Origin of the sequence: Corallococcus terminator (assembly GCF_003611635.1) — a bacterium.
Lineage (GTDB): Bacteria > Myxococcota > Myxococcia > Myxococcales > Myxococcaceae > Corallococcus > Corallococcus terminator.
This window is the reverse complement of sequence record NZ_RAVZ01000024.1, coordinates 13080-26905: the sequence shown is the minus strand read 5'-3', so window position 1 is coordinate 26905 and position 13826 is coordinate 13080. Positions and strand designations below refer to the sequence as shown.

The following is a 13826-nucleotide window of genomic DNA, read 5'->3' as shown; positions in this document are numbered from 1 at the left end:
TTATTCCTGCGATGTGCTGAATTGCGTCATTTGTGTGTCATTATTCAGCGGGTGAATATTGCTGTCTGGTTTTAGCTGTGACGCGACCCAGGGGGTGGGGTCACTCCGGGTGAATATTGCGGACGTGGGCGTCCGGTGATGTCGCGGTGCGGCGCGCGGGAGGGGTGGGTCCGGTCGCTCCTCCTGGCCCTTTTGCTCCGGGGTAGGCTCCCCCGGGTGCTCCGAGGGGAAAGTTCCGTATGAGCGAGGCCTTGGCTGTCGCGGTCTGGTTGTTGGAAGCGATGCTGGCCGTCATCCTGGTGGGGACCCTCCTCCTCGCACTGGCCTTGAGCAGTGCGTCCCACCGCCGTGGGAGGCGCCTGCTCCATTGGGGGCTGAACGGGTTGGCGTTGCTGCTGGCGGTGCTTCCGCTCGGGCTCACGCTCTGGGTCGGTTACCGGCACTTCCTGTTGGGACGGTCCTGGGGAAGCGTCCCCCTGAGCCTGGGGCTGCTCCTGGGCGTGGGCGTGGTGTGCGCGGGGGCGTCCCTGCTGTTGCTCGTTGCCGGCGAGTGGGTCTCGGGCTTCGGCACCGCGGGCCAGGGCCAGCGGCGCCGGGCGGAGATCCGCGAGAAGGTCGAAGGCGGTCGCCTGGACCTGGCCTGTCATGTGGTGGCGACGGACCCGGACGCAACGCCCGAGGACATGCGCCGGTGTCGCACACGCATTGAATCCCTGACCGACCCGAAGGCGCGCTGGGCCGCCTTCCAGCTCTTCCTGGAGCGCCATTTCGAGCTGAAGACCTGGCATCCGCAGGAGGTGGGTCTGAGCCGCTACTGGGACCTCAACGAGGGCCTCGTCGTGGTCCGGCACGACCAGGAGTGGTTCCTGCGCACCTTCTATGAGACCTGGCTCGCGCAGCCGGAGGCGTTCCAGTCCCTGGAGGACCTGGAGCGACTCCAGGCCTGCCTGCGGCGCACGACGCGCTCCTTTGGATGGACCCTCGCGGCCCTCGAGGGGCTGCGCACCCAAATCCTGCCGGAGCTCCTCCAGCGCCTCGAAACGCGGCCTGGGCGCTCCCGGCCTGACAAGGAAGCGCTGCGGGACGCATCCCGGAAGAGGATCGCCACGCTCCTGGAGACGCCGGAGGCGGGGGGCGGTCCGCCGGTGCCCTCGCTTCCGGACGCGCCCGCTCCGGACGCCATCGGGGTGGCGCGGATGGGGGACGACGACACGCTGCACCTCTGGATGCGCGCCACGGCGACCCATGGCCAGTTCGGCGACGTCTACTTCTGCTTCGCCCGGGAACTCGCGGAGTACAACGGGTGGATGACCGTGCTGGGCCCCATGCGGAGAGGACAGGTCCGCGGGGTGCCTCCCTTCAAGCTCCCATGAAGACGGTTCCTGCAGTGGAACCGTGGATTCCGCTCCTGCTTACCTGAGAGGGTGGAGGGCGACCTGCGAGGACGCGGCCAGCGGGAACCGCGGCTGACCGGGTGGCCTTCAACGCCGCCCGGCGCCAGCGCCGGGCGGCGGTCCTGCTTCAGGGCAACCACTCTCCGTTGAAACACACCTTGAGGCGGGATGTGTCCGGCGAGGGGTCCTCGAAGAAGCGCGTCACCATCTCGCGGAAGTCCGGCACGGTGTACGCGGGCAGGTCGTCGCACACGTCGTTGGCGGCGTTGAACGGCTTGAAGGGCAGGCGCCACGAGCCATAGACGCCGTGCAGTTGGGAACCCACGCGCGGATCATCCGAGGGCGCGAAGAGCCAGCGCACGCCGGAGTCGCGCATCTCGCGCGCCATCAGGTCGTCCCACTCCTGCAGGGCGGCGTTCGTCTTCGCGCTCAGGTCCGTGAGCCCGTGGTGGGTGGTGTACACGGGGTCCCGGCGGTTGGTGGCCGCCAGCGTCCGCAGTCCCAGCCCGCCCCGGGCCACGGGCAGGTGGAGGGACGCCACCGTGGGCAGGCCCGCGAAGCAGTCGGACTCCTGGCGCCCCGCGGCCCTCGCCAGCGCGCGGCACTCGGGGCTGAACTCCGCCTGGTAGAGGGTGGCGAGCTGTGCGGAGACGACCGGGTCGGGCATCCCCATGCCGCTCTGGGTGTAGTCCGGGTTCGTCCAGTTCAAGGGCATCCAGCCGGCGCTGGAGATGACCCACAGCCGGCGGGCCGCCTGGGCCCGGGGCAGGGCGCGGGCGAGCTGATCCGCGTTGTTCTGCGCGCCATTGCCGCCGGCGGACGAGCCCGTCCACACCACCTTGAGGGCGTTGTTCCGGTCATCCAGGCCGTAGTCGCGGCGCAGCACCTCCAACAGGGCGCGCACGTTGAGCCGGCCGTTGAAGCGCAGGCGCAGCCCACCATCCACCGGTTGCGGCGTGGGATTCGTGCCAGTCCACAGGTCGCTTGAGCAGTAGTGGGCGCTCACCTGGTTGGCGTCCGCGAAGGTGGGGTTCTCCTCCGGGTCGCGCGACAGGATGCCGGAGCCCGCCCGGGTCTCCAGCGCCCGGTCCGCGGGCTCGCCCTTGCTGGTGAGCAGCACGCCCCGGTTCGCGCACGCGCTGGTGGTGCCGTCGCAGTAGCCGCCGCCGCCCAGGTTGATGACCCACACCTTGCTGCCGGTGGGCGAGGGGCTGAAGTTGAAGGCGAAGCTCGTCCCGTCGTTGCACTTCGCCCCCGCCCAGCGTGAAGCGTCCCGGAGGGCTGGGCGGATCGTCTCCACCAGGACACCCGGCCTCACGCGGCAGTCCCGCGCCACCTCGTAACCCCGGCAGGTGCTGGCGCAGACCGTCTGCCCTCCGGTGTACAGCGCGGACAGGCCCGTGCACGCCACCGCGCCGCCTCCGTCACACAGCTCGTCCTGTTCCACGATGCCGTTGCCACAGGTGGCCACGGCGGCGGAGGCCACCACGCCAACCGCCTCCGGTGGCTCTGTGTCCCACGACACATCCCTGCCACAGCCCACCACCAGCCCGAAGGCGACGACGAAGACATCCATCCGCATGGGTTTTCCTTCCAGCAAGACACACTGGAGGGGTTCAACCCGACCTGTTCGATGAGGTTTCAGAAAAAACCAAGAAACAGGATTTCCAAGGAAATATCTGGGCGTCGGTAAGCAGACCCCGGGTGCGGTGCGGGTGCTCACTGACGCCCACGGGCCTCGTGCGGAGGGTCGGATGCCCTGCGGGACGGCTTGGGATTGCCCTCCGAGCATCCAACCCTTCCTCGCGTTTCAAAGACTGGGGCGAGCTTCCTTACGGACATCCGGGGGAGGCGGATTCAAAGCCGCGCCAGGCCAAAAGGGCGGGAGGCCACATGATGAGTTCCTCGAAGGTCGAAGGGTTGAGCACCACGGCTGCATCCGTGGAAGGCACGCCAGGGAGGTCGCCCCTGCTCTGCTCGCTGCGCATGTTGCTGGTGGACGCGACCCTCATCACGGGGGCGCTCTTCTTCGCGGTGCTGACGCGCTTTGACGGCGTGCTGCCAGCCGGGATCCGGGATTCCTTCCCGCGTGCGCTGGGGCTGCTGCTGGCGGTGCGCCTGGTCGCCCTGGTGTGGCTGGGTTTGCACCGCTGGTCGTTCCGCCGCTCCGGCATCAACGAAGCGGTCCGGCTGGTGATGGCCAACGTCGCGGCCAGCATCGTGTTCGAATTCCTGCGCCTGGTGTTCTTCGCCCGGGCTGTGCCGGGCCAGGTGGTCGCGCTCGAGTTCTTCGCCACCACCACGCTGTTGGGGATCCACCGCTTCGCGCCGCGGATGGCGCGGCAGTGGTACCTGGAGCAGCGCCGCTCGAGGGACGACGGCGCCCAGCGGACCCTCATCGTGGGGGCGGGCAGCGCCGGGGACCTGCTCCTGCGCGACCTGATGCGCGGTTCGGGCAGCCCCTGGCATGTCATTGGACTGGTGGACGACGACCCCGGCAAGCAAGGCACCTTCCTCAATGGGAAGCCGGTGCTGGGTGTCATCGACGCGCTGCCGGAGCTGATGACGAAGCACCGGGTGACGCAGGTGCTCATCGCCATCCCGCGCCTGTCGCCGGAGCGCACCCGGCACATCCTGAGCCTGTGCCGGCACCAGAGCGTCAGCTTCAAGATCATCCCGGCCTCGTTCGCCTACCTGGATGAGAAGATCTCCGCCGCGATGCTGCACGACCTCAGCCCGGAGCATCTGCTGCCCCGGGACGCCATCGCCTTCGACCACCAGGAGGTCCACCGGCTGGTGTCCGGCCGCCGCATCCTCGTCACCGGCGGCGCGGGCTCCATCGGCAGTGAAATCACGCGCCAGGTGGCGGGACATGCCCCTGCGTCGCTGGTGGTGGTGGACATCAACGAGAACGAACTCTACCTGCTCGTGCGCCAGCTCCAGGCGCGCTACCCCGGGCTGCCGGTGAGCTCCGTCGTGGCGGACATCCGGGACCTGGACCGGATGCTGCGCATCGGCCAGGAGTTCCGGCCGCAGTACGTGTTCCACGCGGCCGCGCACAAGCACGTGCCGCTGATGGAGGACTCGCCCGAGGAGGCCATCAAGAACAACGTCTTCGGCACGCAGAACGTCGCGCGCATGGCGGACGCCTGCGGCGCGGAGCGCTTCGTCCTCATCTCCACCGACAAGGCCGTCATGCCCTCGTCGGTGATGGGCGCGTCCAAGCGGCTCGCGGAGATGGTCATCCGGAACATCGCGGCGAACTCACGCACCACGTTCTGCGCCGTCCGTTTTGGCAACGTGCTGGGGTCCGCGGGCAGCGTGGTGCCCCTGTTCAAGCAGCAGATCCAGGCGGGCGGCCCCGTCACCGTGACGCACCCGGATTGCACCCGCTACTTCATGATCATCCCGGAGGCCGTGGGGCTGGTGGTGATGGCGGGCCTGGGGGGCTACGGCGAGCTGTGCATCCTGGACATGGGCGCGCCCGTGCGGATCGCCGAACTGGCCGCGAACATGATCACCATGACGGGCCTGGTGCCGGACAAGGACATCTCCATCGTCTACACGGGGCTGCGCCCGGGCGAGAAGCTGGAGGAGACGCTGATGAGCGACGAAGAGGAACTCACGCAGCAGGTCCGCAACCGCATCAAGGTGGCGCGCAGCCCCGCGCCTCCCCGTGACTTCGACCTCCAACTGCTCCGGTTGGACCGGGCGGCCCGGGCCGGTGACGTCCTGGCCGTGAAGCTCGCGCTCAAGGACCTCATCCCCTCGTACACCCCGTCGAAGCCGCGCAACGTCCTCGCGCCGGGCAGCGCCCTCCTGATGGATGGCGTCAACCCGCAGGGGTCGGGCGGTCCCCGGATCCCCCCGCTTTCCCTGGGCGCCGAACAGACCGTGAGCGCCTGAAGCCTTCCGAAGTGCCACCCGAGGCCCCGGCGTCCTCACGCTCCTTCTCCCCGGAGCGTGGGAACGCCGGGGCCTCCGACGTTTCCGGCGACGCAGGTCAGTGCCGCGACGCCCGGTAGGCCGGAAAGAAGCTCCCGGAGGGCTGCCCCTCGGTCAGCCGCGCGTACACCCCCGGCTCGCAGACAATCTCATGCGTGTGGACGCGGGCGCTCGCGTTCGCGAAGCCCCGCTTGAAGTCCGCCAGACCGTCCCCGTGCTGGAGCCCACCGCCCAGGTGCAGGGGGAGCCCCAGGTCCCGGCTCAGGTCGATCATCGCGCCGAAGACGTTCTTCGCCGGCGAGCGCGCCAGGTGCGCATCCGCCGTTCCGCCCAGGTAGTAGTGCAGCAGGCCATCACTGCGCACGACGAGCGCGCTGGAGGCGACCTGTCCGTCCGGCGCGCGCGTCGTCGCGAGCCAGACAACGGGCGAGGCGAACACCTCCTCGAAGTATTCGTTGGAGAAGAAGTACCTGACGCAGGCCCGGTCGCGGACCATCGTCTGCCGGTACACCTCCAGGAAGCCCTGCCGCTCCTCCCAGGAGACCTCGCGTGCGGGACGGACGGTGCTCACGAAGCCCAGCCGGTCATTGCGCCGCTGGTGCCGGCGGTGCATCTCCTTGATGTCGAGCGGCAGCTTCGGGTCCACGAAGAAGACCTCGTTGCGCGCGGTCGGCTCCGCGAAGCAGGGCGGCCCCTGGACCCGGTCCCTCACGAAGATGCTGACCAGCTCCGTGCTCCTCCAGTCCACGTCCAGCTTCGGCACCTCGCACAGCCCGTCCAGGCTCCCTCCGGGAAACCCGTAGGGGGAGATTCCGTCGCGGTAGGGCGTCCCTTCAATGGGGCGCACGATGAGTGGCAGGTGCAGCACTCCCCCCGCGTGTCCGCGGAGGACCAGGGTGTGGGTCACCCGTTCGGCCCGCAGGTGGTGCGCGGAGCGGAAGTACTCCTCCGATAGCGCCGAGGCTCCCGCGTCGGGAACCAGCATGGCGCTCGCTTGCACCCTTCTCATGTGTGTCTCCCCCGCTCCGCGTGCGTGCTTCACCGGCTCAGGCAGCCAGGCCCATGCCACCTGGTACCAAAGACAAACGGCCAGACATTCCCTTTGTTTGTCTAAACACAAAGGAATTCTGTGGGGCACTCAACTCTTTGAAGGCCGCGAACGCACTCCGGCGTTCTCACAACAGGGTAGCGCACCGGGCAGTACACCGGACCTACCCCACGGGACCCACTGATGTCGGAATCTCGTCGTAGCAACACGTCTGGTCTTGCCCTGTCGTCCCTGCTGTCGCTCGCCCTTCTGGTCGGGGGTGCCTGTGGCCCCAACCCGGAAGCCACCCCCGGCGAGACGGCCTCGGTCGACACCAGCGGAGAAAACGCGCAAGGCACCCCTGAAGCCGTCAACCCTGAAACACAGACGCCCGCTCCCTCTTTCCAGGACGAGGACGCGCTTGCTCCCTCGGACCAGGAGGCGGACGCACTCGCACCCTCGGACTCGGAAGCCGTCGCCCAGGTCCCGTCGGCTCCTGCCGCGGACCCGGCCGCTCCGTCCCAGGAGGAGCTGGGCACCACCGCTCAGGCAGCCGTGGGTCTTCGGACCGTGGCGGCCTGGGAGACGCTGTTCCTCGGTCGCTGGAACTCCGAGCACACCTCCAGCTTCCTGCCCATGAGCAAGTCGCTCGATAGCTGGCAGTTCTACAACCTGGGCTACGGTGTCGACGGCAACACCGCGATGTACCGGGCCACGGGCAAGACGCAGTACCTGGACCGGGCCCTGCTCTACGCCAACAACGTGGTCAACAACGCTCGGGTCTCCTCGTCGCTGCCCCGCAGCCAGTTCAAGGACAGCTACATGGGCTGGGCCTCCGCCCGTTCGGACACCGTGGGCCAGGAAGTGCCCCTGTTCGAAAGCTATTGCTGGCGGTACGTGACGCGCATGCTGCGCGTCATCAAGGAGACGCCGGCGCTGTACAACAACAGCAACTACCGCGCGCAGTACGACAAGCTGCTGGCCTTCACCGAACGGAACATGTTCGAGAAGTGGCTCAAGCGCGGCGCCAACAGCTACATCTATCGCGTCAATACGCACATGGCGTCGCACTGGGCGTACATGGCGATGGACCTGTCGCGCATGACCACGGACGCCACGAAGAAGGCGACGTACATGACGGTCTTCAACAACATCAACCGTGACATGCCGAACAACACCTCCTCGCTGCGCGGACAGTTGAAGACAAGCATGGTCAACCCCGCTGCGTACTTCTGGGCCGCCAACTGGGGCTCCAGCGCTCGCCCCGGCCAGGATGTGGCCCACGGCAATGGCGTGATGGCCTACCTCGTGGAAGCGCGCGACGCGGGCATGGAGTGGACGGCCGCGGACATGCAGAAGTTCGTCGTGACGCTCAACAACGTCATCTGGCCCTCGGCCACCCGCTACGCCAACTACGTGGACGGGACGGGCAGTGGAACGGGCTGGTTCAACGACGGTCTGATGAAGCTGGGCCGCTATGATGCCAACCTCCAGCGCCGTCTGGAGACGCACAAGGTGGGCAACAACACGCAGTTCTACGGCAACGGTGCCCTCAACGCGAAGGTGCTGTCCGGCCAGTAGTTCCGCAATGCGAACAAACACCCCCTCCCCCCGCCCGAGCGCGTGGGGGAGGGGAGTGTGCGAACGCTTCGGGAAACGCCGGGGACGGGCCCCGGTCCGAGCCCCGGAGCCTCATCGCATGTCTTCCCGCATCTACCTGTCCTCGCCCCACATGGGCACGCTTGAGCGTCGCTATGTCGAAGACGCCTTCGCGAGCAATTGGATTGCACCGCTGGGACCGCATGTGGACGCGTTCCAGGAGGAGTTCGCCCGGTGCGTGGGCAGTCCCCACGCGCTCGCGCTGAGCTCCGGCACGGCCGCGCTGCACCTGGCCCTGCAACTGGTGGGCGTGGGGCCCGGGGACGACGTGCTGGTGAGCACGCTCACGTTCTCCGCCTCCGTGAACCCCATCCGCTACCTGGGCGCGTCGCCCGTCTTCATCGACAGCGAGCGCACCTCCTGGAACATGGATCCGGCCCTGCTGGAGGAAGAGCTCGCCACGCGCGCCCGCGCGGGCCGGCTGCCTCGCGCGGTCATCGTGGTCCACCTGTATGGCCAGAGCGCGGACCTGGACCCCCTGCTGGCCGCGTGCGACCGCTACGGAGTGCCCGTGGTGGAGGACGCCGCGGAGGCCCTGGGCAGCTCCTACAAGGGAAGGGCCCCGGGCACGTTCGGCCGGGTGGGCATCTATTCGTTCAACGGCAATAAAATCCTGACCACGTCCGGGGGCGGGATGCTGGTGTCCTCCGACGGGGAGCTCATCCAACACGCCCTCAAGCTGGCCACGCAGGCGCGCGACGCCGCGCCGCACTACCAGCACTCGGAGATTGGCTACAACTACCGGCTGAGCAACGTGCTGGCGGCCATTGGCCGGGGGCAGTTGCTGGTGCTGGAGGACCGCGTGCTCGCGCGCCGCGCCAACCACGCGTTCTACGCGAAGGCCTTCGCGGACCTGCCCGGCATCGCGTTCATGCCGGAGGCGCCGTGGGGCCGGCACACGCGCTGGCTGACGACCCTCACCATCGACCCGGAGGCGTTCGGCGCGGACCGGGAGACGGTGCGCACCGCGCTCGAGAAGGAGAACATCGAGGCGCGGCCGGTGTGGAAGCCCATGCACCTCCAGCCCGTCTTCGCGTCCTTCGACCGGCGGCGCGGGAGCGTGTCGGAGGAGCTGTTCGAGCGCGGGCTGTGCCTGCCCTCCGGCTCCAACCTCACGTCCCAGGAGCTTGAGCGGGTGGTGGAGGTGGTGCGCGCCGTGGCCCGGAATCCGGTCCGTCGGACGGGGAGCTGAAGGGTTCGTCGCCGCCCTGCCGGAGCGCCACGACGTTGGACTCGGGCGGGGCGTTGCCGGCGAACTTGTGCATCGTCGCGTCGCTCACGAAGGAGATGCCCTGGCGCTGCACGACGCGCAGCAGCGTCAGCGCGAGCACCTTCGCGTCCAGCGCCAGGCTCCAGTGGTCCACGTACCAGACGTCCAGCCGGAAGCGCTGGTCCCAACTGATGGCGTTGCGGCCGTTGATCTGCGCCCAGCCGGTGACGCCCGGGAGCACGTCGTGGCGCCGCGCCTGTTCGGCGGAGTAGCGCGGCAGGTACTCCACGAGCAGCGGCCGGGGCCCGACGAGGCTCATGTCGCCCCGGAGCACGTTCCACAACTGCGGCAGCTCATCCAGGCTGGTGGAGCGCAGGAGCCGCCCGGCCCACGTGAGGCGCTGCTCGTCCGGCAGCACGTTGCCGTGCGCGTCCGTCGCGTCCAGCATCGAGCGGAACTTGAGCACGGTGAACAGCCGGCCCCCCAGCCCCGGCCGCTGCTGGCGGAAGAGGACGGGGCGGCCCATCGTCATGCGGACGAACAGCGCGGTGGCGGCCATCACCGGGGACAGGCACACGAGGCCCAGTCCCGCGGCTGCCACGTCGATGCACCGCTTGAGGAACCTTCCGGTTCCTGTCTGTCTTTGCATGTGTCGTGCTCCCAGGCGTGGGTGTCCGGGCAGGTGCTCCCGCTTTTTCCGAGGACGCCGTGCGCTCGGAGGCTGGGAGCGTAGGCAGCCGCCCGCAAGGCCACCACGACCCCCGGGACTCAGCCCGCTGTCCGCTCCCGAGCATCCACGGCGGCCCGCGCGGGGACGGACGCCCCCAGGGAGACCTCTTCGCGCCCCAGCCGCCGCCAGGCCCGCACCGCCAGCCAGACGCTGCCTGACAGTTCGGTGATCCACCCGAGCCCCAGCGCCCATGCGGCCCCCACCGGCCCCACCAGGGGAACCCAGTACGCGCTGCCCAGCGCCACCACGCAGACGGACGCGACGAGCAGCACCACCTGGGCCCTCAGCTCCCGCGCCGCGGTGAGGCCAATCTGGAGGCTCACGCAGACGTACTCCAACGCCGCGGCCCCCATCAGCCAGACGAACAATTCCAGGTTCTGCGCGTAGGCGGCCCCGTAGAAGAGCGTCAGCGCCCAGCGTCCGAACAGCGCCGAACCGGCGATGGCGCACAGGCCTATCAGCGCGGCGATGCCCGCGAAGCCCGCGAGCATCCTGCCGTAGCGGCGCTGCTCCCCCGCCGCGTGGTAGCGGCCCAGCCGGGGACTCACGGCCTGCCCCAGCGAGTGCACCACGCGGCCCCCCAGCGCGGTGAAGTACGCGAGCGCCGCGTACATGCCCAGCTCCGCCTGGCCGGAGTGCGCCTCCAGCAGGTAGCGGGGGATGTTGGGCCGCAGCGCCCCCAACAGCGAGGTGATGCCCAGCACGTAGCACAGCAGGAAGAGCGCCTTCACCTTGCCGCCCTGCTCGCGCCACGGCGTGCGCCACAGCGGGCGCCAGGGGTGCGCGTCGGGGAATTCGCGCCGGAAGGCCTGCGCGTCGAAGCAGAAGAGCACGATGGCCCAGGAGAGCCCCAGCGCGGCCGCCGCGGCGACGGGGCTGCGCGTGAGCCAGAGCGTCAGCGCCACCCCCACCACCGACAGCGCGCTCTTGGCGATGGTGGAGCGGGCGATGAGCGCCAGCCGCTCGCGCTTCTGGAGCGCGCCGTAGAACACCTCGCTCAAGGCCTCGAAGCCCTTGGCCAGCGCCACCATCGCGGTGACAGCCATCGCGCGGGGCGAGGGCGCCACCACCCACGCGATGGCGCAGCACACCGCCACGCCCGCGAGCACGTTGAGCACCATGAGGCCCAGGTAATGCTCGAAGCCGAAGGCGCCCCGGGCGTCGGTGGACTGGAGCGTGCGCATCTGCATGCGGGCCATCAGCAGCACGGGCGCGGTGATGGCGAGGGCGAGCGCGAAGTCGCCCAACTCCTCCATCGTGCCCAGCCGGGCGAAGGCCACCAGCACGCCCCATTGGGCGAACGCGTAGATGAGCCCGGCGGAGAGCGACCAGGCGAAGTTGCCCCCCACCGAGCGCTGTTTCACGAACGCGCCGCCGCTGCCGCTCGCTGCAACACTTCCGAAAGCCGTACGGCCGCGGTGTCCGCGGAGTAGCGCTCCTTGCCCAGGCGTCCCGCGAGCGCGCCGGCCTCCGCCAGCCACTTCGGGTCGCGCAGCTTCTTCGCCAGCATGTCCGCCGCGGCGGGGAGGTCCCGGGGCGGCAGGCGCAGGCCGAAGTGCTCCTGGTCGAGCAGCTCCGCCTGCCAGCCGCCGTAGTTGAGCGCCAGCGGCCGGCCCGCGGCGAGCGCGTCGAAGAACTTGTTGGCGGAGTTGTCCTGCATGCCGTCCACGTCGGTGAAGAGGGACGTGGCGATGGTGGCCGCGCTGAGCACCGCGGGCACCTGCGCCTTGGTCACGCTGGGCAGGAAGAAGAGGTTGTGGTCCTTCACGCCCAGCTTCTCCGCCAGCGCGTGCAGGTCCGCCTCTTCGCGGCCCTGGCCCATGATGACGAAGCGCACCTCCGGGTCGCGCGTCAGCATCTCCTTCGCCAGCCGCACCAGGTAGCCCACGCCGTTCACCAGCCCCAGCGTGCCCGCGTACAGCACCATGGGCCGGTCCTGGAGCCACGGGTACTTCGCGCGGAACTCCTTGCCGGCGGAGGCTGGCACCTGGAAGCGCTCCGGGTCGCAGAGGTTGGGGATGATGGTGATCTTCTCCGACGACACGCCCGCCGCCTCCACGCCGGCCTTCATGCCCGGCGACAGCGCGACGATGTGCGCCGCGCCCGCGTACGCGGCCTTCTCCAGCATCTGCGCGGCCAGGATGGCGGAGCGGCTCTTGAGCGCGCCCACCGCGATGGGGATGGCGGGCCAGAGGTCGCGCACCTCGAACACCATGGGCCGGCTGTTCCAGCGCGAGGCGAAGATGCCCGGCACCGCGATGGTCAGGGGCGTGCTGGTGGCGAAGAAGACGTCGCCGGACAACTGCGCCGCGCGGCGCGTGGAGTTGACGGCGAAGTTGCTGAAGGCGCGGATGCGGTCCGAGTTCTTCATGGAGTTGCTGTAGGGCACCGGCAGCCAGTGCACGTGGATGCCGCTCTCGTTCGTCTCGCGCCAGCCGCGCGTGGGCGCCTGGGGCCGGGTGTCGGAGGTCACCATGTGGACCTCGTGGCCCATGCCCACCAGCCGGCGCGCGAGCTCATAGGAGCGCGTGCCCCCGTGCATGGTGGGCGTATTGAAGTACTGGTGCAGGTAGACGATCTTCATGGGTTGGTTCCTGGCATCGCGGGAAGGAGTGGGGCGTGCTGCGGGGCGGCGCTGGGGGTCCTGCGTCCCGCGACCGCGGTGCAGGAGGCCATCACCATCAAGAGGAAGAGGGCGCGGCTGTCATAGAGGTCTCCGCTGGACTGACTGCCCAGCAGCACCAGCACCGCCGCGCCCACGGTGGCGCCGTCCAGGCCGTGGCGTCGCAGGAATGCCGAGCGCAGGAAGGTGACCACGACGCTCGCGAAGAAAAGCAGCCCCACGGTGCCGCCCTCGCAGAACACCTCCAGGAAGAGGTTGTGCGGGTACACCCCCAGGCCCAGCCCGGGGAACGCGGCCAGTCCCGCCCCGGTCACCGGGTGGTCGCGCCCCAACTGGATGGCGGACGCGTAGAGGATCTCCCGTCCGGACAGGTACACCTGGCCGCCGCTGCCAGGCGCGCCGCCCGCGCCCGTCTCGTAGTTCAGGGTGAGGCGCAGGAAGCGCTCCTCCACGGAGCGGGTCAGCGCTTCGCCCAGGGGGGAGAACAGCGTCACGGCCGTGACAGCCACCGTGGCCAGCAGCGTCAGCAGCAGCAGCCGTCGCATGGGCACGCGCCCCACCACGAGGCAGGTGATGACGCCCGCGAGGATGGCGACGGTGCCGCCGCGTGAGCCGGTGAGCAGCGCCAGGATGACGCCGGTGGCCGCCAGCGGAATCCACAGCCACGCCTGTCCCCGCCAGTACCAGAAGTACAGCGCGCCCAGCGCGAGCAGCCCCATGAGCCGCGCGAAGATGTTGGGGCCGCCGCCCATCACGGCCAGCCGCGCGCCGCCGCCGCCGCCCAGGAGCTGCCGCACGCCGGTGAGCGCGAGCACCCCCGTGGCGAGCACGATGATGCCCCAGAACGCATCCAGCACCCGGGGGGCGGGCTGCCGGAGCGCGGCGAGCCCGAAGCCCACGCTCATCACCAGCAGCAGGCCCAGGTCATAGACCTTCAGGAGGGCGAAGGTCGTGTTGGGGGCCCACACGGCGCTGGCGGCCAGGTAGCCGAAGAACCCCATCATCGCCGCGACGAGCGGCGGGTCGAAGCGCGTCTCGCCGGGCCTCGCCTCGCGCGTGGCGCGCAGCAGGAGCCCCACGGACGCGAGCACCAGCCCGCCCGTGACGATCCACAGCCGCAGCTCCAGGAACGGGTTGACCTCCGGCACCGCCTCGGCCAGCCGGTGGAAGCCCCAGCGACCCGCGAGCACGTAGATGGCCGCGATGAAGCCCAGGCCTGTGCGTCGGACGAAGCTCAC

General features: G+C 69.5%; 10 protein-coding genes. 4 read left to right on the top strand and 6 right to left on the bottom strand.

Annotated elements, in window-relative coordinates:
* Positions 1-239: 239 nt before the first annotated feature.
* A complete protein-coding gene (locus D7V88_RS05900) occupies positions 240-1373 on the top strand; it encodes a hypothetical protein (protein ID WP_147448631.1) in 1134 nt (377 codons plus the stop codon).
* A gap of 148 nt (positions 1374-1521) precedes the next feature.
* On the opposite strand, the gene D7V88_RS05895 is transcribed toward D7V88_RS05900, so the two are convergent.
* A complete protein-coding gene (locus tag D7V88_RS05895; protein ID WP_120539620.1) occupies positions 1522-2976 on the bottom strand; it encodes a pectin acetylesterase-family hydrolase in 1455 nt (484 codons plus the stop codon).
* 311 nt (positions 2977-3287) lie between these two features.
* On the opposite strand from D7V88_RS05895, the gene D7V88_RS05890 reads away from it, so the two are divergent.
* Positions 3288-5300 (top strand): polysaccharide biosynthesis protein, encoded by a 2013-nt coding sequence (locus D7V88_RS05890; protein WP_120539619.1) that lies wholly within the window; start codon positions 3288-3290, stop codon positions 5298-5300.
* Positions 5301-5397: 97 nt separating this feature from the next.
* Here D7V88_RS05890 and D7V88_RS05885 read toward each other — a convergent pair whose 3' ends face one another.
* Complete coding sequence (locus D7V88_RS05885; protein ID WP_244238005.1) at positions 5398-6348, bottom strand: GNAT family N-acetyltransferase; 951 nt, start codon at positions 6346-6348, stop codon at positions 5398-5400.
* A gap of 222 nt (positions 6349-6570) precedes the next feature.
* On the opposite strand from D7V88_RS05885, the gene D7V88_RS05880 reads away from it, so the two are divergent.
* Together D7V88_RS05880 and D7V88_RS05875 are read left to right on the top strand one after the other, a co-directional pair.
* Positions 6571-7947, top strand: coding sequence for a hypothetical protein (locus D7V88_RS05880; RefSeq protein WP_120539617.1), 1377 nt, complete (start codon positions 6571-6573; stop codon positions 7945-7947).
* Positions 7948-8065: 118 nt separating this feature from the next.
* Positions 8066-9217, top strand: a complete 1152-nt coding sequence (locus D7V88_RS05875; protein ID WP_120539616.1) for a DegT/DnrJ/EryC1/StrS family aminotransferase — start codon at positions 8066-8068, stop codon at positions 9215-9217.
* Here D7V88_RS05875 and D7V88_RS05870 read toward each other — a convergent pair.
* From D7V88_RS05870 to D7V88_RS05855, 4 genes are all read right to left on the bottom strand, one after another.
* Positions 9138-9884, bottom strand: a complete 747-nt coding sequence (locus D7V88_RS05870; RefSeq protein WP_120539615.1) for a sugar transferase — start codon at positions 9882-9884, stop codon at positions 9138-9140. The genes D7V88_RS05875 and D7V88_RS05870 overlap by 80 nt on opposite strands.
* A gap of 119 nt (positions 9885-10003) precedes the next feature.
* Positions 10004-11329: a lipopolysaccharide biosynthesis protein gene (locus D7V88_RS05865; RefSeq protein WP_120539614.1), complete on the bottom strand. Its 1326-nt coding sequence runs from the start codon at positions 11327-11329 to the stop codon at positions 10004-10006.
* On the bottom strand, positions 11326-12549 hold the full coding sequence (locus D7V88_RS05860; RefSeq protein WP_120539613.1) for a glycosyltransferase family 4 protein: 1224 nt from the start codon (positions 12547-12549) through the stop codon (positions 11326-11328). The genes D7V88_RS05865 and D7V88_RS05860 overlap by 4 nt, the downstream gene beginning before the upstream one ends.
* Positions 12546-13826 carry an O-antigen ligase family protein gene (locus tag D7V88_RS05855; protein ID WP_120539612.1) on the bottom strand — a complete coding sequence of 427 codons (1281 nt, stop codon included), beginning with the start codon at positions 13824-13826 and terminating at the stop codon, positions 12546-12548. Before D7V88_RS05855 ends, D7V88_RS05860 begins: the two co-directional genes overlap by 4 nt.